16 protein-coding genes are annotated in these 22,158 nt (G+C 58.2%); 10 read left to right on the top strand and 6 right to left on the bottom strand.

Translation table 11 applies throughout. The features are described from left to right. The first annotated feature begins 150 nt into the window (after window positions 1-150). On the top strand, window positions 151-1,776 hold the full coding sequence (locus tag H0921_RS06955) for a methyltransferase regulatory domain-containing protein (protein WP_228499144.1): 1,626 nt from the start codon (window positions 151-153) through the stop codon (window positions 1,774-1,776). A gap of 155 nt (window positions 1,777-1,931) precedes the next feature. Here the strand turns inward: H0921_RS06955 and H0921_RS06950 are convergent, their stop codons facing one another. Further along, entirely contained in the window at window positions 1,932-3,482 is a 1,551-nt protein-coding gene (locus H0921_RS06950; protein WP_228499142.1) for a thioredoxin-like domain-containing protein, read from the bottom strand. A gap of 624 nt (window positions 3,483-4,106) precedes the next feature. Here H0921_RS06950 and H0921_RS06945 point away from each other — a divergent pair. Further along, entirely contained in the window at window positions 4,107-6,782 is a 2,676-nt protein-coding gene (locus H0921_RS06945; RefSeq protein WP_194537330.1) for an autotransporter-associated beta strand repeat-containing protein, read from the top strand. A gap of 45 nt (window positions 6,783-6,827) precedes the next feature. Here H0921_RS06945 and H0921_RS06940 read toward each other — a convergent pair whose 3' ends face one another. Further along, window positions 6,828-7,790 (bottom strand): L-threonylcarbamoyladenylate synthase, encoded by a 963-nt coding sequence (locus H0921_RS06940; RefSeq protein WP_194537329.1) that lies wholly within the window; start codon window positions 7,788-7,790, stop codon window positions 6,828-6,830. Between the two features lie 158 nt (window positions 7,791-7,948). Between H0921_RS06940 and H0921_RS06935 the strand changes: the two genes are divergently transcribed. Both H0921_RS06935 and H0921_RS06930 read left to right on the top strand, forming a co-directional pair. Beyond that, a complete protein-coding gene (locus tag H0921_RS06935) occupies window positions 7,949-9,442 on the top strand; it encodes a tetratricopeptide repeat protein (RefSeq protein ID WP_194537328.1) in 1,494 nt (497 codons plus the stop codon). Window positions 9,443-9,638: 196 nt separating this feature from the next. Next, window positions 9,639-9,959, top strand: coding sequence for a hypothetical protein (locus H0921_RS06930; protein ID WP_194537327.1), 321 nt, complete (start codon window positions 9,639-9,641; stop codon window positions 9,957-9,959). A 91-nt stretch (window positions 9,960-10,050) separates the two neighbouring features. Here H0921_RS06930 and H0921_RS06925 read toward each other — a convergent pair whose 3' ends face one another. Next, window positions 10,051-11,097 carry a hypothetical protein gene (locus H0921_RS06925; protein ID WP_194537326.1) on the bottom strand — a complete coding sequence of 349 codons (1,047 nt, stop codon included), beginning with the start codon at window positions 11,095-11,097 and terminating at the stop codon, window positions 10,051-10,053. A gap of 255 nt (window positions 11,098-11,352) precedes the next feature. Continuing rightward, the gene (locus H0921_RS06920; RefSeq protein WP_194537325.1) at window positions 11,353-12,669 is read right to left on the bottom strand and encodes a tetratricopeptide repeat protein; all 1,317 of its coding nucleotides are present in this window, start codon (window positions 12,667-12,669) and stop codon (window positions 11,353-11,355) included. A gap of 373 nt (window positions 12,670-13,042) precedes the next feature. Between H0921_RS06920 and H0921_RS06915 the strand changes: the two genes are divergently transcribed. From H0921_RS06915 to H0921_RS06895, 5 genes are all read left to right on the top strand, one after another. Beyond that, window positions 13,043-14,590, top strand: a complete 1,548-nt coding sequence (locus H0921_RS06915; RefSeq protein ID WP_194537324.1) for a PhoPQ-activated pathogenicity-related family protein — start codon at window positions 13,043-13,045, stop codon at window positions 14,588-14,590. A gap of 97 nt (window positions 14,591-14,687) precedes the next feature. Then, the gene (locus H0921_RS06910) at window positions 14,688-16,058 is read left to right on the top strand and encodes a PhoPQ-activated pathogenicity-related family protein (RefSeq protein ID WP_228499140.1); all 1,371 of its coding nucleotides are present in this window, start codon (window positions 14,688-14,690) and stop codon (window positions 16,056-16,058) included. A gap of 120 nt (window positions 16,059-16,178) precedes the next feature. After that, window positions 16,179-17,126 carry a squalene synthase HpnC gene (gene hpnC, locus H0921_RS06905; protein ID WP_228499138.1) on the top strand — a complete coding sequence of 316 codons (948 nt, stop codon included), beginning with the start codon at window positions 16,179-16,181 and terminating at the stop codon, window positions 17,124-17,126. A 35-nt stretch (window positions 17,127-17,161) separates the two neighbouring features. Further along, window positions 17,162-17,500 carry a (2Fe-2S)-binding protein gene (locus tag H0921_RS06900; protein ID WP_194537323.1) on the top strand — a complete coding sequence of 113 codons (339 nt, stop codon included), beginning with the start codon at window positions 17,162-17,164 and terminating at the stop codon, window positions 17,498-17,500. A 587-nt stretch (window positions 17,501-18,087) separates the two neighbouring features. Further along, window positions 18,088-19,221: a hypothetical protein gene (locus H0921_RS06895; RefSeq protein WP_194537322.1), complete on the top strand. Its 1,134-nt coding sequence runs from the start codon at window positions 18,088-18,090 to the stop codon at window positions 19,219-19,221. A gap of 78 nt (window positions 19,222-19,299) precedes the next feature. Here H0921_RS06895 and H0921_RS06890 read toward each other — a convergent pair whose 3' ends face one another. Together H0921_RS06890 and H0921_RS06885 are read right to left on the bottom strand one after the other, a co-directional pair. Then, the gene (locus H0921_RS06890) at window positions 19,300-20,142 is read right to left on the bottom strand and encodes a phosphoenolpyruvate hydrolase family protein (RefSeq protein ID WP_194537321.1); all 843 of its coding nucleotides are present in this window, start codon (window positions 20,140-20,142) and stop codon (window positions 19,300-19,302) included. A gap of 90 nt (window positions 20,143-20,232) precedes the next feature. After that, window positions 20,233-20,634 (bottom strand): hypothetical protein, encoded by a 402-nt coding sequence (locus H0921_RS06885; RefSeq protein WP_194537320.1) that lies wholly within the window; start codon window positions 20,632-20,634, stop codon window positions 20,233-20,235. Between the two features lie 157 nt (window positions 20,635-20,791). Here H0921_RS06885 and H0921_RS06880 point away from each other — a divergent pair, with 157 nt between their 5' ends. Then, window positions 20,792-22,096 carry a Tm-1-like ATP-binding domain-containing protein gene (locus H0921_RS06880; RefSeq protein WP_194537319.1) on the top strand — a complete coding sequence of 435 codons (1,305 nt, stop codon included), beginning with the start codon at window positions 20,792-20,794 and terminating at the stop codon, window positions 22,094-22,096. The last annotated feature ends 62 nt before the right edge of the window (window positions 22,097-22,158 follow it).

Raw genomic sequence — 22,158 nt, 5'->3', positions numbered from 1 at the left:
CAAATCGGCTAGACAGAGGAAAGCGGAGGAGACATAGGGGAGAGTGAATGCGGCATCCGTGTCTGGCCGCCGACTTATGGTAGCCGGCTGTACTGTGACCGAGCAGGTACCGACTCTTCTAACGGCTAGACTTGAGGAGCAGGGGGAGTTATGAACCTTCCCATATCTGGTAGAATGGCATGGTCTGAAGAAACGTTGCAAGCTGCGGGAGCATCAGAGAAGGTCACCGCGACCAGTTATGATGAAGTTCCTTATGCGAGCTATCCGTTTCCCCAGACGCATCCTTCCCATCTGGCGGTCATTGCAACACTCTTTGGTCTACAGCCGCCGCCGGTGCAACACTGCCGCGTTCTGGAACTGGGGTGCGCCGCGGGGGGGAATCTGCTGCCCATGGCCGAAGCCCTGCCGCAGAGTAGCTTCGTGGGAGTGGACCTGTCGGCCCGCCAGATCGCGGACGGCCAGCGGATCTTGCAGGCTCTGGGACTAGCCAACGTCCGCCTGGTCCATGCCAGCATTCTGGATGTGGATCGCTCTTGGGGGCAGTTCGACTACATCATCTGCCACGGGGTTTATTCCTGGGTACCGGATCGAGTGCGGGAAAAGATTCTGGCTATCTGCGCGGAGCAGTTGTCCCCGCAGGGGGTGGCCTACATCTCCTACAACACCTATCCGGGCTGGCACATGCGCGGCATGATTCGAGATATGATGCGTTATCATGCCTTGCGCTTTACTACTCCGGGGGAACAAATCCGCCAGGCCCGTGCTCTCCTGGATTTTCTCGCCCAGGCGACGCGCATCGACGGCGGTCCCTATGCGACTTTGCTGCGGATGGAACTGGAACATCTGCGCCAGCAAGCGGACCATTACCTCTATCACGAGCATTTGGAAGAGGTCAACGAGCCGGTGTATTTTCACGAATTCATCGCAGCAGCTCAACGCCACGGATTGAACTATCTGGGCGACGCGCAGATCACCACCATGCTCAGCAGCAATTTCCCTTATGAAGTCCAGCAAGCCCTTCAGATCATCGCTCCGGATCAGATTCAATCGGAACAATACCTGGACTTTGTCCGCAATCGGATGTTTCGCGAGACATTGCTGGTGCGGGGGGAGGTGCAGCCAGATTGGACGGTCCAGCCGGGGCGAATTGACAATTTGCATGTGTGTACCCATCGCCGGGTGGTCGATGAAAGCGGCGATGTGCGCTCCACGACGACGGTGCAGTATCGCTCGAAGTCCGGCATGGTGGTGGCCACTTCCCAACCGACCCTCAAGGCGGCGTTTCGCATCCTGGGGGAAGAGTGGCCGGGGACTCTGCCCTTTGCCGACCTAGTCGCACGAGTAACGGAAAGGCTGGGACAGCCGCCGGAACAGGTGCGCACACCGCTAGCTGTCCAGATTTTGCATGTATACCTTTCCTCCGATCTGATGGAGTTGCATGCCTTGCCCATCCCGCGCGTGCCTGTGACAGAACGCCCCCAGGCTTTGCGATCCCTGCGCGTCCGCCTGGAGTTGGGGGAAAACGGAGGAGCCAACCGCCGCCACGAGGTGTTCCGTCCCAACCCTTTCGATAGCGTGCTGATTCCCCTGCTCGATGGTACGCGGACAAAACCGGAGCTATTGGAAGAACTGACTCGCCGAGCCGCACGCGGACTGTTATTGCTGCCAGGAGAAGCCTCGCCGAGTAGCGATCTGGAAGGGATCCGTACCCGCCTTGCCCCCTTGCTAGAAGAGGCCTTGCAGCGACTAGCCGACGCCTCGGTCCTTGTGGCGTGAATCCTCCCTCGGTGGTCCGATTCTCCATCACGGCTAAAAACTGCGGAAATCCCCAAACTCCGCCAGCACTATGCCGGGCGCCCCGTGGAAGGCGGGTGTCCTTTTCACGAGAACGTAGGCCGGGTAGTTTGGCTCGGTGTTCGAACATGCCCGTTTCAGGGCTGCGGAGCCGGGGGTTGGACTCCTCGTAAAGGAAGAGTGGACACCTGCCGCGTTTTCAGGTCCACCACCTGGATGCGATGGGCGTTTGTGTCAGCTACGTACAATTTCCCCGCGGCGTAACTCACCCCAGCAGGCTCGTGAAAGTGTTGCGGTAGCAAAGGCCAGTCGGACTCGTGACCAGCGAAGGTTTCCAGCCGTCCCGTTCGCAGATCGAACATCTTGATCTTGTTGTTGTAGGTGTCGGCCACGTAGAGTTTATCATCGTGATAGACCACGCCGATGGCATGCTGCAAGCGCGCTTCCTGAGCGCTGGAGGGATCAGCCACCCTGCCAGGACCGTCCACGTCGCCGAAAACGAATAACCCGCGGCCCACCAGAGTTTCGACTCGCCCATCTCCTCCCAGCGGAACTTTACGCAGCGAGCTGGTCTCGCAATCGGCGATATAGAGGAAGCGGCCATCGGTGGTGATGCCACTCGGTTGGGCGAAGTCGGCGAAGCGCAGGGGGCCGTCGCGGATGTTCTCTCGACCGGTGCCTGCATACGGCCCGATTTCCCGTTTTTTCAGGTCGTAGGCCCAAATCTGATGGTGCCCAGCCATCGCTATGTATAAGGTGTCGCCCACCAAACAGAGGTCCCAGGGACTATTCAAACCGATGCTGCGGGCAGGGACCGGTTCGTTAAGTTGGCGGTGAGTGAAACCTCCATCCTGTTCACCTGTGCCGGCGATGCTCCGAACTGTCTTTGCTTGTAGGTCCACCTCTCGGATCAGATGATTTTTCCGATCCGCGACATAGAGTGTGTTCCCGCGCAAAGCCATCCCCTGAGGGTCCTGGAATTGGCATTTGTCAAAAGGTCCGTCCGCTGCACCCGCTTGTCCGGTTCCAATCGTGAAAAGGTGGTTGCCTTCCAGGTCTGTAACGACCAAGCGGTGATGGGTGCTGTCCGCGATGAAGAGGCGTTTTCCCTCAGCATCCGCCAGCACCTTCCCAGGGAAAAACAGGGGGGTATCGCCGCCTTCCCGGAAACGGACCAAATCGAAGCGCAGGGGACGCTCATCGAGAGTCCTCTTCTTGCGATGTTCCTCGATCAGTTTTTCGATCACCTTGTCCAGCAGTTCATAGCGTCCCTCGCCGGAGGTGTAGCCCACCAGGTTCCCTTCCGGATCGATGAGTACGAAGGTCGGCCAGGCTTCCACATCGTAAGCGTTCCAAATCCTGTGGTCCGCATCGTTGACGACGGGATGCTCGATCTGATAGCGCAGGATAGCCTTGCGGATGCTGTTGGTATCCTTTTCGTTTTCAAACTTGGGGGAATGGACGCCGATGACCACGAGTTGGTTGGCGTATTTCTTCTCGAGCTTGGCCAAGTCGGGCAGAATGTGCATGCAGTTGATGCAGCAGAGCGTCCAAAAATCGAGAAGGACAATTTTGCCTTTGAGGTCTTTTTTCAAGGACAAAGGACCGGCGGTATTGAGCCAAGCCACACCGCCTTCTAACTCTGGTGCAGGAATTGGTTTGCGAGGGGGTGGTGCAGGGTCCGTCATGGCAGTCTCTTCCGTCACCGAGGGAGAGGAGGAAGATTCCGCAAGCTTACTGCGGAAATGGGGGGTTCTTTCTTCAGAGCTAGACGCAGCCGAATTGTCCGTGGCTCGCCAGAGAAAATAGACAAGGCTCGGTAAGCCCAGGCCGAGTACCATCCCCAACCACAGACTTGGCAGCAGCCTGCCGTCTCGATGGATTCGCCGGACGAATCTGACCATCTGCCTCCCTCCCTACGGTGCAGGTCCGCTCCCATTACTTCTGCGGATTCCTTGAAAATGGTGCCAGTGCCTCTCCTGTGAGTTGGTCCTCGGTTCCACGACCGGCAACCTTCTCGGTTCATAGACTGACACCCCTCCTGGAACCTATCGTAGTACCGCACTGAGCAGGCGCGAAGCGGAAAGCTTTCAGCCTCGGCATTTTTTGTCTTCTGTTTGCTCCCTAATAGCGTTTCCGATCATCGGATCTTCCGCCTTCCACATTTTTCAACTTTTTCCTTGACGGCAGACGCAGAGCCAAGGAAACTGGTTCCAGTGTTCTGGATATGGTTCGATTATTGCGATCGCTTAGAGCTATGTGATTTTACAATAAAGAATCCATTGCCCATCTTTTTGAAGCGGAGGTGCGTCATGATCCGCTGGATCGGGCTATGTCTAGGCATGGTGGGGGTATTATCAGGATCAGCACGTTTGCTGGCGCAAAACTATAGTTGGAACAACAGCAGCACCACCTGGGAAAACAGTGCTAGTTGGAGTCCAGCAGGCGTGCCGGGGGCCACGGATGTGGCGCAGTTCGAGGTATTGGGAACCGTCTATCCCGCGACTCTCCGGCAGCCGGTGCTGAACTCATCCGTCACTGTGCGGCAACTGCGCCTCAGCAGTCATGCTCAGTTTTCCGGTTGGTCATTGTCCGGTAGCGGTACTTTGGCCGCCGGCGACACCTCGACTGGCAACTTCGGACTTATGACCCAGGGGACCGGCACATTCACCATCGATTTGGGGAATGGTACGCTGACCTCCCTGACGCTTAATGGTCCTACCGGGTCGACGGGAGGCGGTATGGTGGTGGGTAGCGGGACGCAGCTTGTTCTGACTGGGAATACAATAGCACAAGTCGACGGAACAGCACCGATTACCCTGCGGGGTGGAACGTTGGTGCTGGACAATAGCGCGGGAAACCCGTCGCTCCAACGTCTGACCACATCGAATGCGATTCAGCTCTATGGAGGTGGTGCCACAATCGAATTTCGCGGTGCAGATTCCGGGAGCATTTTCACAGGGCTGACCGGTACGTTGGCTGTGGGTGCCGGGGAAACCCGTCTGCGGACTGTTGCCTCAGGCGCGGGGAGTTTGACTGTCAACTTTGGGGCCTTGAGTCGGGTGAACCCCAGCGGGCATCTTTTCTTCGAGAACATCGGTAGCGGCTTTATCGGGGAGGCCGGCCAACCGCAGGTGCTCTTCACCACCGCTCCGGTCACTTCCCAAGGGATGATTTCGACTTCCACAAGCACTCCGATTCCCTGGGCGGTCGTGGCGCGGCGTTCTTCGGCTGGCAGTGCGGACGTGGTGGGCCGGTGGGCGAATTATCACAGTGTCAATGGCGTCGTAGCAACGACCACGACCAGCTTTACAGGCAATTTCAACACGGCCTCTGCTGGTACCCATGTGCTCTTTATTGGTCCGTCTCAAGCGGGTCAGACCATCACTCTGACAGGGAGCAATGCCCTAGCCTCTGTCGTTCTCGAACCCCAGGCGGATAACACCACCCTGTCGATCGGTAGCGGAGGGCAGATCAACACGCTGGGGATCATGCTGTCCGGCTCGCGGGACATGACCATCACCGGCGGCAGCTTGTTTTCGACTTCAACCCCTGGCCCGCGTGCCTTGATCGTGGTTAATCCCACCACCCGGCTTTTCACGAGCAGCAATCTTGCTGCGCACAACAGTCCGGTGACCATCTCGGGACCCGGCATGGTCGTGCTCACGGGTACTAGCAATCAGATCGCCTTCAGTTCACCACAGAACGTTACCATCGGCGGGGGAACCTTGCGAGCGACTGCCACAAACTTCAATCCTGTAACGGCTACCGTTAGCTTGCGAGGAGGCGTATTGGAATACGACATCAGCAATGGAAACTACATCTTCAACCTGGCCCTCGGGACAGGAGCCAATCAGGTGAACTGGACCGGGGCGAATGACTTCGGCAGCGGCGGCTTTTCTGCCTACTCTACCACGGCGGGCCGCTACTTATTCGTGAACCTGTTCGGGGATGCACGCAAGCTGACGTGGAATAACGGCGCTTTTGTGGCAGACGGTTATGCTCTGAAGTTCGGCTCCCCCTATTCCAATGCTCCGGTCGCCTGGCAGAATCCGATCCAGATGGACAGTCTCACACCGGGTCGGTATCTGGTGCGAGAAATCCAGGTCATTCGCGGTGCGGGCACTGATGCGGATCGGACGATCCTAGTGGGCGTCATTTCTGGCTCGCCGACCACAGACTTGCTCAAGACCGGTTCCGGCACTCTGGAACTAGCGGCTCAGAACACCTATCGCGGCAACACGTTGATTCAAGCTGGTACGCTGATTGTGTCCGACAATGCCTCTATCGGGACGGGGGCTAGTCGGAGTGGGGATATCATCGTCGGTTCAGGTGCTCGCTTGGCAGGAACCGGCACCCTTATGCCGGACGATGCTACAGGCAAACAGGTTATCGTGCAACCAGGAGGGACTATCCGCGGGGGACATCCTAACGAGAGTGACGCGGGGTTGCGAACGGGAGTATTGGCGATCAATGGCCCCTTGGCGATCCGTAGCTCCGCGGCGAACCCTGCCATTCTACAAGCTGAGGTTCATCGTACTGGAACGGACACAGCCAATGTCAGCCGTCTGAATGTCGGCGCACCGTTTTTCGTAGATCTGGACCTGGGAAGCAACAAACTTGTTATCGAGTTGATCAACCCTTCGGGTACTCCGTCTCTGCTGACTCACGAGACATACAATCTGCCGCTGATCACCACCACAGGTGACGGGCGCATCCGCCTCAATGGAGCAGTGCTCGATCCAGGAACAGCGATCAATCGTTCGTATTACGAGCTTCGTCCCTCGCAGATAGCCTCCGGCTTCGATTACACGCTGCGGATCACGGCAGACGGAAGCGGCGGAGGCGTTGCCCTGGTTCTGACTTTAGTGCCAGTTCCTGAACCTTCTGCCATCTTAGGCACCGTGGCTGTTGTGGGGATGGTAGGGTGGGCCATTCGCCGTCGGTGGAAGCGAGATAGGCACTCCGAAGTGTTGGCGGGGGTCTGAGAGCTGGGGCGGTGGGGGGCGTTGTGATTGTTTTGAAGATGAAGTTTAAGGGTGAGCTGCCCGCTGGAGGCGATCCCGGATGGCGAGCCAATCCCAGGTGTCGGGCGGTAAGGGTGCCAACAGCAGATCGTACCCAGCAGCATCCAGACGGTGCAACTCGGCGTAAAGGATCGCCGCCGCTTGGCGAGGGTCGTCTGGCAGTTCCAGTATGCCACAGTGCAATCCCTGCTCCACGAGGCGAGATTGTTCCTGAGGGAGGTGTTCCGCGGAAACGAGACGGAGCGGGGTGCGGGGGGCATAATGTCGGGGCATCTGGCCTGGAGATCGCGGCGGTGGGGAAACGGTCCCAGAAGGCGGCGAACCCACAGCAATCGAACCAATCACGGATTCCAGCATCGGTACGGTGATTGGCCCAGGACGCAACAGACGCGGAGGGTCCACCGTGACATCGAGGACGGTGGATTCCACACCGCTGGGACAGGGACCGGCATCGAGAATAAGATCGACCGCCTCACCCAAGCTGCTCAACACGTGCTCGGCCCGTGTCGGGGAGATGGCAGTACTCCGATTAGCACTGGGGGCAGCCACGGGCACGCCGGCGATTCGTAACAGAGCGAGAGCCACGGGATGGGAAGGGATGCGAACAGCCACTGTCGGTCCTCCGGCTGTGACTTCCGCTGGAATCTGTGGGTGCTTGGGAAACACCAGGGTCAAAGGACCGGGCCAAAACTGCTCGGCCAAGCGGCGAGCTAAGGGGGGGCAGCCGGAAGCCACTTGATCCAATTGAGCCGGGGAGGCGATGTGGACAATCAAAGGGTTTGAGGCAGGGCGTCCCTTCACCGTGAAAATACGTTGGACGGCTTGGCGATCAAAGGCATGGGCGCCCAGACCGTAAACCGTTTCCGTGGGAAACACCACCAATTTCCCTCGATGCAGCAACTTGGCTGCTTCCTGGAGACGGGAAAGGTCCGGAGCGTCGGCATCGATCGGCCAGACCAGTGCGGCCATAGGATCGTCCTGGCGGCGGGTAGCAGATTCGGCTAGTTAGTCCATGTTGTTCCCGGAGGACTGCCAAGCTTTCAGGCGTCGATCTGTTATCATAATATGGTGTCGCAGTCCGCCATGCCTCCCAACGGACCCGCCGACTGGAGCAGGAGAGCCGAGTTATGTCTGCCACGCCCGTTACGCCCCAACGACTACCCTCCTTGACGGCGGAGCAGCGCCGTATTGCTCAGGAAAGCTTCACACGGGCCAAGGAAGCTCTTTCCAATCAGCAGATTGATTACGCGATCGAATTGTTGCTGACGTGTTGCCGGATCGACCCGGCGAACTTTCTCTATCGCCAAACCCTCCGGAAAGCCCAAAAGGACAAGTACGGACATAATTTGCGCGGCAGTCGTTTCGCCTTTCTGACGACGCCCCGGTGGAAAGCCCGTGTCAAGGCGGCCAAACGAGCCAGAGATTACCTCAAAGTGTTGGAATACGGCGAGCAGGTTCTTTGTCGCAATCCCTGGGACTTGGGCACGCAACTCGATATGGCCGAAGCCTTTGATGCCCTCGGCCTGAGCGATCTCGCTGTGTTTACCCTCGATCAGGCCCGGCAAAAGTATCCCAAGGATGCGACCCTCAATCGGGCCTTGGCTCGCCTGTTTGAGAAGCGCGGCGATTTCCAGAAAGCCATTGTCTTGTGGCAATTAGTCAAGGAGGTCCATCCCACTGACGTGGAGGCCGCTCACAAAGCCAAGGACTTGGCGGCGCGAGAAACGATTCAGAAGGGCCAGTATGAAGAGGTGGTCGGCGGCAGTAAGGAATCGCCAATTCTGGGCCGAATCGAAGCCAGAGCGAATGAGAAACAGGATCGGCTCAGCCGCGATGTCGAGGCTTTGCTCAAGCGGATCGAGGCCGATCCGACCGAGCCGAGCCTGTATGTGCAACTAGCCCAGCTCTATCGCCAGCATCAGCAATGGGATCGGGCCAAAGCGGTGCTGGAACAAGGTCTGGGACCGACCGGCCAGGCCTTCGTCTTGCAGGTGGAATTGATGGAATTGGAGCTGGCCTCCGTTCGGCGGAATCTCGATCTGGTGGAATCCCGCCTGCAACAGGTGCGTACTCGCCAGCCCAGCGATCCTCGATCCCCCCACTCTTCTGCCAAGTCTACCGCCGCTGATCCTTACGAAGACCTGTCGATTGCGGAACTGGAGCAACTCCGCGAGCAACTGCGGGGCGAGATTGAACGCCGGGAAATCGAACTCTACCAGCTCAAAGCGGATCGCTATCCGGAACAAGCGGTGTATCGTCTGGAATTGGGGGAACGATTGCTCCGAATCGGCCAGGTGGAAGCCGCAATTGTCGAACTGCAACAGGCGCGGCGGGATGAACGGCTCAAGTGGAAGGCGGCGTTACTGCTCGGACATGCATTTCGCCAACGGAACAACTGGCGCCTCGCTCAGAGGAACTATGAGGAAGCCCTGCAACTGTTGCCACCTGCGGAGGAAGAAGCCCGTAAGGAAATCCTCTTTGAACTGGCTCAAGGTAATGCAACCGCAGGGGACCTGCAACGCGCACTCGATCTGGGACACGAACTCGCCAACATCGACTACGCCTACAAAAATATCGGCCGCCTTCTGGAAGAATGGAATGATCGACTTCAGTCAGCTTAGGGTCGCCTGTTGTCTCCCGTCGATGAGGATTCCGCCTTCGAGTTGGTCCGCTTGTATGAAGCCTAGGCCATGATGACATATGATGAAGGGGTCGTTGCCTTTGTCTACACCGTGCCATGTTATTCATCTGCGCGGCCACTGGAGGCACATTGGCCATTCTAACGGCATATGTTGGGAGAGGATGTTTGGCCGGCCGATGCGTCTGGATGCTCAAGAGCGCGTCTGGCTGGTCGCAAGCCATCTTCCGCCCGGTGCTCACGTGCAGGTCAATGAGCACGACGCCGGCCGAGCAGATGACGATGGTGACTGGGCAATGGATGTAACTGCCTGGCTGCAGGTACGCAACCGGTTGCGCATTATTCTGCCTAAAACAACGGATACCGCAGTCGGGGAGTACGGAGACGAGTCTCGCCCCCCACGACCGGGAACGAGCCAGGAAAGTGATGTTTCTCGCGCGGCAGGTTTTTTGGTCGCACTGTACATCTACGGCGCGAAACCGGATAGCTCCTCCCTCTGAGGCGACCCATCGATTCCAGCAAAAGCGGGGAAAGAGCACATAGGAGCTGGCAGAGTGATCCCTTGAGGCCTGGAGTGGAACATGGCACTTATCAAGGAATCACCCGTTTGGAAACGATCCATTCCAATCCCAGGCTCCCCGGACGGGTGACCACTTCCATAAGACTGCGGTTTTCGACGACAGAGGCGTACTCCGAAGAGGAAACTTCGAATGTTTCCGTATTTCCAGGATGGCGCCAGGAAAGGCACTGCACTTTGTAATGGGTGGTATTCTTGGATCGGGTGGTGTATTTCCGGACGATCAGCGCGCGATGGGTTTGAGAGGGTGCGCTGTCGGTCACTCCATTGACGGTGGCTACGGTACCGCAGCTTCCGAAGGGGAGCAGAATAATCGCTCCGAACATGAGAGCTAGCCAAGCACGGTGGGAAGTGGAAGTGCCGCGGAGTAGGAGAGCGGAAAGCACCGCAAAGGCCAGCAGGGTCACACCCAGCAGCGGCAAACTGGCCAGGAACCATTCGTCTTCATCGAGGGGCGGGAAAAACAGCCCAATGATGAAGGAGATCGCTGCAAAGAGAATCAACAACGGCCACAGAATCCACTGCCCCAGAATGCGCCGTGAGGCGACATTGTGGAGCAATTCCGGGTCCGTAGGAGGCAAATTGCGACTCAGAATGACCAACCGGGCAGCCGCTTCCTCGATCAAATCCGGGGAACCATGTTTGGCGGGATCAAAGTGTGTCCAGGTCGCGGCTAGTTCGCCTTTTTTCAGTTCCACTTCGGGGAATCCTAAACGTTGGAGATCGAGAAAGGCGATCCGTTTGATCGGATCGCTTAGGTAGGCCGCCGCGAATGCCGGTGTGTCACTGCGGACATAGCAGCGCCGGTCAAATTCCGGGTCGTTGGTAGCAATTTCCTGGGCGATGCCGAGAAACTTGCCGAAGCGGTCCCAGAAGCGTTCCGGTAGCAGATGAAATTCTCCCTCGGTGGGCACGGTGATACTGATACGCAAACAGGAGGGGATGTTCTGTTTTCCTCGTTTGACAGCAGGGGTATACAGCGCTGTGTAAACGACCCCATCGAGAGTTTGTACGACAGGGGTATTGGGAGGAAACAGAGAATTCGATGGTGTTGCAGTCATGACAAATCCCCTTAATGCGAATGGATGTTTTTTCGGGATTGCAGTACATGCCATACTGCAGTTGGTTTCAATATACCCGGCTATGAGAATCTTCGGTGGTATCAGCGGGTCATTTCAATAGCCGTGGGTCGAGGGGAGGTTGATCCCGCGTCTTTGGTTAGGAAGAGGGGTAAGAGACGCAGAATCTAGCGGGAATCCCAGGGGGGTAATGTGGCTGGCGCAGTAGGAGAGTAGCGATAGGTCGGTGAGAAATGATCAGTTGACCTGGGAGGGCGCAGAGGTGGAGCTGTCTCCCCATATAGGGAGGCTGGTCAGCGGTCCCGGCGAGGTGCGGAAGGGCTTATGCTGCCGATACAATTCCCGCCGTTGGGTATAGTCGTGCCACACTTCCGGGTTGGCCGGTTGTTTCTGTTGGAGTAATTCGATGGCTCGATTGGCCCATTGAACGGCTTGTTCGTATTCTCCGCATTCGGCGCAAGCTGCCGCCAGAGTATCGAGAAAGCCAGGCTCCGCCCATTCCGTCAGTTCACAAGCCCGTGTGGCACAATCTTTGGCACGCTGACCGTTGCGGAATTCCGGGTCGGGGCAGGTACTCCAGATCCAGGCTAAAGAATTGAAGGTGGCCGGATCGCGGGGGTTGAGTTTAAGAGCCTCGACGTGGTCGCGTAACGCCGCGGCATAATCGCCAGCATAGTAGTGCATTTCGGCACGCCGGTTGAACAGGGTCGCACTGGGGTCGATTTGTAAGGCTTGGGTGAAGTCTTCGGCGGCTTCACACCATCGTCCTTGGAGGCGGCGCGCCAGTCCGCGGAGTTCATGAGCCGTGGCTAGGTTTGGCTCCAGGGCCAAGAGGGTGTTGCAGTCCTCCTCGGCTTGCCGGCTAGAGCCAAGTTGCAAGTAAACGCGAGCACGGCCCAGCAGCGAAGGCTTGTGCGTGGCTTGAATTTGCAAAGCGGTACTGAATGCGTGGAGGGCCTCCTCCAGTTGAGCCGCTTGCGCCTGGGCCATACCGCGCAAGCAATGGGCCATGACGTGCTGGGGTTGTTGCTGGCAGATGGCTTCGCAGTCGGCGAGAACTTCCGCTAGATTTCCGCATTCCAAGTGGAGTTCCGCCCGCCATTGCAGGTATTGGATTGCGTTGTCGGGGTCGGCACGGATGGCTTCCGTGTAATCCTGGAGTGCCTGGGCACTGTTGCCTAGCTCCGCATGGCAACGACCGCGCAGCCCGTAAATAAACCCCCGGCCAGGGTCTAAAGCTAACACCTGATTGCAATCTGAGATAGCCTGGTCGAAGGCCTTCTGGGCGAATAGCACCGCCGCCCGGTCAGCATAGGCCTGAACGTCGTCCGGCTTGAGTCGAATAGCCGTATCAAAATCGTTGAGCGCACTCAGGCGGTCTCCCAATTCCCGGTAGGCGTAGGCCCTGTAGCGATAAGCTGCGGCCACATCCGGTCGCAGGCGAATAGCCCGGGAAAAACACTCCACTGCCTCACGGTGATCCCCCTGTTGATAGGCCTGTTGGCCACGCTCAAACAATGCCTGAGCGTCTTCGCTGATCCGATCGTGTGCCATAGGTTTCTCACCTGTTTGGCCCTTCTCGGTGGCCGCCGCATCGCTTGCCTGTGTCGGGAGTCGCTTGGCATCTCATGAGCCGGGAGTGGGCCGACCGTCTGGTGCCATCATAATAACGGTTCTGTCTATTGTAGCCGCCTCAGCAGAGCTTGCGACCACAGTTGTGGCATTCCCTCCGCACCGAAGCTCGCCGGACAGCGCAATCTCTTCAGAAGCAAGGGGAGTTTGGAAGGTAGGTTTGCCGGATGTTGTTGTAATGCTGTCTGATACAGTGAGGAATGGGGAAAAAGATGTCATCTTTTCTTGGAGTGGGAGGGTAAAATGGTAACAGGAGGTGGCAGGGATTGGACGCATACGTAGGGAGGAGCCGGCTGTGAGGGGGTGGAATGCCAATGTCTGCGCCATGTCCAAGCGACGGTGGTCTGTCATTTTGTGCGGCATGATTTTGTTCGGGCTGCTTGGTAGTGCTGTCGTTTGGCTGGGGTCAAGTGTTTGGCAGCAGAACTTGGCTCAGGTCAGCGAACCGAACGCTGCCGGAACAGAAAAACCTGCTTCAGAAAAAACGGCTCCCACTGAGGGGGACAGCATTGGCGAAACCGTAAGGTTGACCGCGGGACAAGAACACAAGGACTTGCCGCGGGAGTTAACGGATTACGTAGCCCAACCCGACGAACATTTCACCTGGAGCGTGCAAGGCCGGGAGGAACGCTGGCTCTTGGGCCGGCCCTGGGGAACCATCCACACCCTCCAGGTGCGCTCTCAGCGTTGGCAAGGGGTAGTTTGGCAACATGAGGTGATCGTCTATATTCCTCCCGGCCTCTCACCGGGACAGACCTGGTTGCTCTGGATCGACGGGGATCTGCCGCCACGAAGCAAGGTGGACACCTTGGGAATGCTGGTGGCTTCGCAGATCCGCGCGCCGTTTGCTATGCTATTCGGCGTGCCCAATCAACCTCTGCTGGGCGATTATCGGGAAGATGCGTTGATTGCTGAAACCCTGGCTCGTTACTTGCAGACGCAGAGGAGTGATTGGCCCTTGCTCTTTCCTATGGTCAAAAGCGTCATCCGCTGTATGGATGCGCTGCAAGGTTACGCGCAACAGCAGTGGGGATGTCGGCTGGAACGCTTTGTCCTGTCGGGGGCTTCCAAGCGGGGATGGACAGCGTGGTTGACAGCGGCCACGGGCGATCCCCGTGTTCAAGCGATTGCACCGTTGGTGTTCGATACCCTCAACTTGCCCGCACAAATGGCGCAACAGGTGCGGGTGTTTGGCCGCTTTAGTGAGATGATCCACGACTACCAAAAACGCGGCTTGTTACCCATTCCCAATACATCTGCCGCTCAGCGACTGTGGGCCATGATCGATCCGTGGACCTATTGTCCGCGGTTGCGTATGCCCAAGCTCATTATCAATGGGACGAATGATCCCTACTGGCCATTGGATGCCCTCAACCTGTATTGGGAAGGTTTGCCGGGGGACAAGTGGGTCCTCTATGTTCCCAATGCCGGGCATTACATGTGCGAGCGGCGTGCCGACGGTGCCGAAGAATCTTTGCCGCGCCGAGCCGTTGCTACCCTGACCAGCTTCGCCTATGCCCAGATTCACGGCCGCCCCTTGCCGCGCTTGCAATGGCACTGGCAACCCTTGGATCAGGGACAATGGCATGTCCAGGGGCACTGTGATCAAATACCCTGCAAGGTCCGGTTGTTTACCGCCACTTCCGACAGCCGGGACTTTCGCCAAGCGTGGTGGCAGGAACACGAGTTGCGTTTGGATCAGGTCCCAGTCCAAGTGGTTGTCCCTCCCCAAGCCAAATCGTATTCCGCCGCCTTTGTCGAAGTAGAGTTTGCCAGCGACGGACGCCGCTTCACCCTGTCTTCCCCTCTGCGTGTCTGGGAATCTTCAGCCCATCGGCCATAATGGGGAGTATGATGGAAAGCAGATGCGGGACACCAGCGGGGTCGGACTCGTTGGTGGTAGATGCCTGTCATTTCCTTCAGGCGAAGGAGGGGAATTTATGAGACGAGGTGGATGGTGGAGTGTACCGCTTATGCTGGGATTGGTGGTCGGGGTTTACCCTTGTTGGAGCAGGGGTGTGATCGAACCAGCCGCCCCTGCGGCCGGGACTGCGGAAGCCGAACCCCCTCCGGACTTGGTGAACTACGTCCGTGCTCCGGATAATTCTTTCCGTTGGAAGAAGGAGAATCACCAGGAGACGGAGGCGGGAACGGTTTATACCCTCGATCTGGTGTCCCAGACGTGGCATGGAATTGTTTGGGATCATAAGATTCAGATTTTTGTGCCCAAGGGGGCACCCATCACGGAAACCGTGGTGCTTTGGAATCAAGGGGGACGTCCCAATCCAGGCTCGGCCGTTTTAGGGATGGAGATGGCCCGGCGGATCGGGGCGCCCGTAGTCTTCCTCTATGGGATTCCCAAGCAGCCCCTCTTTGGCGGCAAGACCGAAGATGCCCTGATTGCTGAGACGTTTGTCCGCTATCTGGAGACCAAGGATTCCACTTGGCCGTTGTTGTTCCCGATGGTCAAAAGCCTCATTCGAGCTATGGATGCCGTCCAGCAATTTGCCCAGGAACAGTGGCAGAAAGAAATCCGCGGGTTTGTCGTCACTGGAGCCTCCAAGCGCGGCTGGACCAGTTGGTTGACAGCAGCCACTGGCGATCCGCGGATCAAAGCGATTGCTCCTCTGGTTATCGATACCCTGAACATGCCCGTGCAAATGGCCAATCAGGTCAAGGCATTCGGCAAACCCAGCGAAATGATCCGCGACTATACCAACCGCAAGCTGGTGCCCATTCCCGATACGCCGGAGGCCCGTAACTTGTGGCGCATGATTGATCCCTGGGTGTACCGCGAACGGATCACCGTGCCCAAGATGATCATCAACGGAGCCAATGATCCGTATTGGCCCCTGGATGCGCTCAACAGCTATTGGGATGATCTGAAAGGGGAGAAATACGTTCTCTATGTTCCCAATGCGGGGCATGATTTGCGGGAACGCGACGCCAACGGCAAGCCGGAACTACTTCCCCGACGTGCAATGAGTACTCTATGTGCCTTCGGGCGATGTATGATTTTCAACAAGCCCATGCCGCGGTTGGAATGGGTCTGTTCCGAAGAGCAGGGCTTCTGCCGGCTGGAGTTGAAGTCTGCGGCTAAGGTCCGGCAAGTTCGCGTGTGGGTAGCCGAATCACCCACGCGGGATTTCCGTCCCGCGCGATGGAAGGAACAGCCCCAGACGGACTTGCCTGCGGTGGTCCACGCGCCAGATAAGGGATTCCGGGCTTTCTTCGCGGAAACGGAATACCAGATGGATGACTTGACTTTCAGCCTCTGCACACAGATCCGCATTCTGGAGGCGAAAAAGTAACGGGTGTCCAGCCGGGATGATACGGTAAAGGCGGAGCAGAGGCGGGCTAGGAGGCAGGGTGGAACATCACCTTTCCCTTCTGCCCGCCTCATTCCCGGCGGATACGCCGCACGGTGAACCATGACAGCGGCGTGGAACATGTTGGACCAATTGCGCCGGTGGGGGCCGCAAACTCTTGCCGGCCGGCCAGCTCCGACGCTGGCCCAAGCGCGAGCTTACTGCCGTTGGCTTGCCCATACTCACTACGAAAACTTCAGTGTCGTCAGTTGGTGGCTGCCTCGGCGCCTGCGACCCCATGTCGAGGTTATTTACGCCTACTGCCGTTGGGCCGATGATCTCGCAGACGAAACCCGCGGAGGGAACGAAGCGCTCAGTTTGCTCCAGTGGTGGCGCCGCGAATTACTCCTCTGCTACGAGGGGTTTTGCCGCCATCCTGTCTTCGTGGCGCTTCAACCGACTCTACGACGCTTCGCGATTCCGCCGGAGCCATTCCTCCGACTGCTGGAAGCCTTTGTGCAAGACCAGCAGCAAGTTCGTTACCCTGATTTTGCCTCGCTGCTCCAGTACTGCCAGCGCTCGGCCAATCCCGTGGGCCAACTGGTGCTGTACCTGTTTGACAGTTACGATGCCCGTCGAGCAGCTCTAGCGGATGAGATTTGCACGGGCCTGCAACTCGCCAACTTCTGGCAGGATGTGGGTCGGGATTGGGAGCGGGGGCGCATCTATCTCCCGCTCGAGGACTGTGTTCGTTTCGGTTACACCGAAGCGGACTTCCAAGCCCGGCGTTGCAACGGGGCTTTCCGGGAAATGCTCCAGTTCCAGGTGCAGCGCACCCGCGGGTTTTTCGACCGAGGAGAGCAGTTGCTGCCGCTACTGCCTTCGGAAGCCCAAGTGCCGGTGGAGTTATTCCTGCGAGGGGGCCAAGCCATTCTGCAAGCCATCGAGCGGCAAAACTACGATGTTTGGACGCAGCGCCCGGTCCTCAGTTCCAGGATGAAGTGTTATCTGCTAGGATGGGTGGTGAGTCGGCGCTTGTGGAGGTACGCAACAGGTGTTGGGAAACGCTGAGCGAGAATCAGCAGTGGTCATGCACCGGGTAGATTATGCAGGCTGATGACACGGTGTGTTATTGTTTCCACGTGACGTGGCGGAAACTGGAGAACTGGGCGCGGCGCCATCGCCCTCAGGTGGCCAGTCAGTTATCAGCCTGTGGCGGAGCAGGAACGGGTTGTGGCTGGTGTATTCCCTTTTTGCGGCTCATCCATCGCCGGGTTCTGGAAGAATCTTCTCGAGGCGGTCTTCAGCCTGTGGCTCAGGAGGCAGAAGCGGAGGCGGCCCTTATCACGCTCACGGCGGAAGAATATGCGGCTTTGCGGGCGGAATATATCCGATCAGGACGCGGCAAACCGCCCCCTCCTGCCTCTCCTTCCCCGGAATCCTAGTGAAGTCCAGATAAGACGTGGCCGATAGAGAAAATGGGATAGGGTGTAGCATGCCCCAGTACCCCGGAGGCTGAACGGGATGTTCTCCCGGCCACGGAGGAGGCAGGATGCCGCGGCGCGTAACAGTCCAAATCAATGCCGTGGTTTGGCTGTTGTTGTCAGCCAGCCCCTGGGCGGGGACTGATAGGCTGGATGCATCGCCTCTGGTACCGGTTTCCTCGGATGCTCCAGGATCTGCGGCGCTTCCCTCCGTCGGTCCTGCTCCTGCCCATGTTTTCGCACGCGGAGATTGGGAAACACCATTCGCAGCCGGCAACAACTTTCGCAGTACAATTTCCCCTATGGTCGAGCGATCAGGAGTCGGGCAACTCCCGCCGGACCCTGAGGTTTCCAGCCGCCACAGGGGACAATTGCCACCTCCTGGTCCGGTGCCAGCGCAGGCACTCTTGCCACCGTTGTTAGGCCCTCCTGTAGCTCCCCGAAGCGTAGGAACTCCCGGTGATGTCTCAGTAGCCACCCAGCCTACCTCGGTAGCTACCCAGATTACTCCGCCTTCGTCTGTTCATTCCGAAGAAGTTGCCCGGCCGGTGTCCTCATCCCTGGATGAGACGGCTCAAGCTGCTCCAACGGTGCGCTCGGCAGCATTGGGTCGTCCGACGGCCTCGGCAGAACTGGTACCGGCCCAGGCTCTAGAACACCGTGAAACCTCCGCATCCGCACCGCCTCGTTCCGATCCCGTGCAGACATTCTTGCAGCAACGCTCCACCTTGGGGGAGACCCCCGTTCAATCGGCTCCGTCATCCGCCGATAATCCTCCCCCTGCGAACACTACCCGTTTCGGCGAACGCTTGGGTGATATTCTGCATCATGCCTTGGGTAACACCCAGGAATTGTTCAAAAGTGACCATGTATTTGATAATTTCATCTCGCCGATGACCAACCCGTTTTTGCTGGAAGACCCGCGCTCGCTGACAGAGTTTCGTCCCCTGTTCATTTTCCAGAAGGTGCCGCGGAGCCAGCCGGATTTCCGAGGGGGTGACATCTGGTTTTTCGGAGGGCAGGCGCGTGTCGCTCTGACGGATCGCATCTCGCTGGTTATCCACAAGCTGGGCGGCCTGTCGATCAATACCGGGAACGCCTCCATCTACGACGGTTCCACAGGTTTCAGCGAATTGTGGTTGGGACCTAAGTACACCCTCATCCGCAATGAACAATCGGGTAGTGTCCTTGCCGCGGGCTTACAGTTTCAGATTCCCCTTGGCACCCGCAGTGTGTATCAGGACACCGGGAGTTTATCCCTGGCCCCTTACCTCAGTTATGCGCAAAATCTGGACTTCGGTTGGCGGGTAGGCAGCCTCAATGCTCTGGTGGGGACCGGTTACTCTTTCAGTGTGACAGCCGAGCGAAGTGATTATTACTATTTGTCAGCTCAGGTGGACCTGGATACATTCAACAATCATCGGTTCTATCCCCTCATGGGATTAAACTGGCAGGTGGTGACAGCTAATGGCAAGGAACGCCCGTTTTTTGGCGCCGAGGGAAGAGACCTGTTCAATCTCGGCGGTCTGGCTCGCGGGCGCGGTCTGATGACTTGGGCGGTAGGAGCGCGGTACAAGATCAACGAAGCCGCGCAATTGGGGGCTGCCTTTGAGTTGCCGATCGCCGGTCCACGGGATTTCTTCAGCTATCGCTTTACGGTGGATTTCATCCTGCGATACTGAAGTGCTACCGCGGATTGTCTGGTATCGGTGCTCACACAACTTGCTAGAATTACATAACAATATCACTGCTTGCCGATCTTACGGAGAGAGTGCCGGTCCCGCGAGGCGCAGATCTTTGAACTGCCGGACGCAGGTAGTAATGGCCTGTTCTGTAGGAAGGCGTTCGATACTGGAGGCCCCAAAGAAGCCGACGATGCCACGGGTGTGCTCCAAAATATAGCGAACGTCCTCCGGTTCTGAGATGGGGCCGCCGTGACAGAGAACGAGAATATCGGGGCGGATGCGGCGGGCGGCCTCAGCGAGTTGCTGAACTTTCTGAGCAGCTTGTTCCAGAGACAGGGCAGTTTTCGCGCCGATGGTTCCTTTGGTTGTCAAGCCCATGTGGGGGATAAGGATGTCGGCACCGGCTCGGGCCATTGCCTCCGCCTCTTCGATTGTGAACACGTATGGGCAGGTGAGCAGGTCCAAGTCGTGCGCCAAGGCGATCATCTCGACTTCCTTGGCAAAGCCCATGCCGGTTTCTTCCAGTCCCTGACGAAAGGTGCCGTCGAACAAACCGACCGTGGGGAAGTTTTGCACCCCCGCAAACCCGATGTCCCGCACATCCTGGAGGAAGCGTTTCATCACCCGGAAAGGATCGGTGGCGCACACGCCGGCCAGCACCGGTGTGTGTTGTACAATGGGGAGCACTTCACGGGCCATGTCCATGACTATCTGATTGGCGTCGCCATAGGGGAGCAGACCCGCCAGCGAGCCGCGACCGGCCATGCGGAATCGCCCCGAATTGTAAATAATGATTAAGTCGATCCCGCCCAGTTCCGCACATTTCGCGGATATTCCCGTTCCTGCACCTCCGCCAATGATCGGGCGGCCCGAAGCGACCACCTGCCTCAAACGTGCCAGAATCTCCTGACGGTTCATACGCACACTCTCCTGCTCTTTCCAGGAGCAGTCGGACTCAGCTCTCTGTCCGCCCCTGGGTTCCACGGAGGATGGATGGACACGGATGATTTACGAAGGAAGGGATGACGAGGAAGTAGATTCCGCTGGAGGGCGCGAGACCGGATCGGCAGAAAAGGAACGAGGCGACGCCTGAGGCGAATCGAGGCGTGAAAAGGATCGGCGAACGAGGATGAGCAACCCTTCTCCCAACAGGACTAGCAAGGCACCGAGGACGGCCAAACGTAAGGGTAATTGCCACTGGAGTGCCGCCACTAGGTCCTGGGGGGAATGGCGATCCTCCAGGTCCTGGGGAGGAAGATGATCCTTCGGAACAGCGGGCGGTCCTGGGATGGGGTTCTGGTTCAGGGCGATGGCCGCAAGCTGAACGAGGAACCAGCCAACCATCGCCAAGAAGACGGCGGTTAGAGCGGTGTGGATGAGCAGACCTGGCCAAGGTGCCCGCTGAGTCATCGGTGTTCTCCCTGCTTGGAGGACTCTATCGGTAACATAACATGCAAAGAGTGCCGAAGTCGGTGGTAATGGAGGAGGAATTTGCGCGGTGGTGCAAGGAAGTCGCTCGACGACCTTCGTGGGTGCCTAGCGATTCCGGCAGCGGGGAGGGAGGATCATGGCCGTATTATTGATCGGCACGTTGGATACTAAAGGGGAAGAGTATCGCTACGTGCGGGATAGTCTGGTCAAAGCAGGTTTGGAGGTCATCACGGCGGATGCAGGTGTTTTGGGACCTCCTGCTTTTGAACCCGAGGTGCCACGGGAGTCGCTCTTCCGGCTCGGCGGCGTTGACTATGCCATCGTGCGAGCAGCCGGCGATCGCGGTCAGGCCGTGGCTGCGGCGGCGCAAGGAGCTGCCCACTTGGCGCAGGAGCTGTACCAAGCTGGCCGCCTGAGCGGTATTCTGGGCTTGGGCGGTTCCGCAGGCACCACCATAGCCACAGCGGCCATGCGCGTCGTGCCGTTGGGAGTGCCGAAGTTGATGGTCAGCACTCTAGCCAGTGGTCAAGTGCAGCCCTATGTCGGAACGCGGGATATCCTCATGCTTCACTCCGTGGTGGATATTGCTGGACTGAACCGGATCAGCCGGCAAGTTTTAGACACCGCGGTGGCAGCAATGCAGGGGATGGTGCAAGCCTATGAGAGACGGCGAGTATTTCCAAAGGCACCCTCCGCAGCCGAATTTGCGAATGATCTGGGGGACCAAAGCCAGGCAACCTCCCGTGGGGTGCCTGCCTCCTCGGACAAGCCTGTCATCGCTGCGACCATGTTCGGTGTAACCACTCCCTGTGTACAGGCTGCGCGGCAGCATCTGGAGGCGGCGGGATACGAGGTCGTCGTCTTCCATGCCACGGGCACCGGGGGCCGAACGATGGAAGAGCTGATCCGCGACGGTTGGATTGCAGGCGTCCTGGATATTACCACGACCGAGTTGGCCGACGAGTTGGTCGGGGGTATCCTCAGTGCTGGGCCAGACCGCCTGACTGCCGCTGCGATGTGCGGCATTCCTCAAGTCGTTTCGGTAGGCGCCCTCGATATGGTCAATTTTGGGCCGCCCTTGACAGTGCCAGAACAATTCCGATGTCGCCGCTTGCATGCCCACAATCCGAACGTCACCTTGATGCGGACCACGCCTCAGGAAATGGACCGGCTGGGTAAGGAAATCGCGGAAAAGACAAGTGCATCCCGCGGTCCCACGGCGGTGGTCTTGCCCCTGCGGGGCGTATCCGCCCTCGATGCCGAAGGCCAGCCGTTCTGGTGGCCGGAGGCAGATCACGCCCTCTTTCAAAGCATCCGCAATTGGATCGCTCCCCAGGTCCGTCTCGTGGAACTGGATCTGCATATCAATGACCCCGCCTTCGCCCGAACTTGTGCAGAACTCCTCCTGGAAATGCTCCGCTTCCACTCCCGATCCCGATGACAGAAGCACGCTGGGAATCTCCTCCCACTACTCCTGCGGATATGGACACTGGCGGAACGGTG

It is taken from the genome of Thermogemmata fonticola, from assembly GCF_013694095.1.
GTDB classification, from domain to species: Bacteria; Planctomycetota; Planctomycetia; order Gemmatales; family Gemmataceae; genus Thermogemmata; species Thermogemmata fonticola.
Note: the sequence above shows the minus strand (reverse complement) of the source record. Positions and strands in the feature narration are given on the sequence as shown.